Source organism: Hansschlegelia plantiphila (genome assembly GCF_027922265.1).
GTDB classification, from domain to species: Bacteria; Pseudomonadota; Alphaproteobacteria; order Rhizobiales; family Methylopilaceae; genus Methylopila; species Methylopila plantiphila.
Genome location: NZ_BSFI01000011.1, coordinates 1 through 523 on the forward strand (window position 1 = coordinate 1; position 523 = coordinate 523).

Here is a 523-nt window from a genome sequence, read left to right on the forward strand (position 1 = left end):
CGCGCCAGCACCGGCACGAATTCGCGCTGACCGCCGGACGACGTCCCCTGCCCGCCCGGCTGCTGGACGGAATGAGTGGCGTCGAAGATCACCGGCGCGCCGGTCTTCGCCATCTCGGGCAGCGCGCGCATGTCGGAGACCAGCGTGTTGTAGCCGAACGAGACGCCGCGCTCGGTGAGCAGCACGCGCGGGTTTCCGGCGCCGGTCAGCTTGGCGACGACGTTCTTCATGTCCCAGGGCGCGAGGAACTGGCCCTTCTTGACGTTCACGACGCGGCCGGTCGCTGCGGCCGCCAGCAGCAGGTCAGTCTGGCGGCAGAGGAAGGCCGGAATCTGCAGCACGTCGACCGCCTCGGCCGTCGGGGCGCACTGCGCGGCGTCGTGGACGTCGGTCAGCACAGGGAGAGCCAGGCTTTCTCGAATCTCGGCGAAGATCGGCAGCGCCTCCTGCAGCCCGATGCCACGCTCGGCGTTCGCGCTGGTGCGGTTGGCCTTGTCGAACGACGTCTTGAAGACCAGACCGA

At 69.2% G+C, this 523-nt stretch carries 1 protein-coding gene; it reads right to left on the minus strand.

The features are described from left to right. Positions 1 to 523: 3-deoxy-8-phosphooctulonate synthase (gene kdsA / locus PKE75_RS13130; protein WP_271169199.1), on the minus strand; the 523-nt coding region annotated here is incomplete at both ends.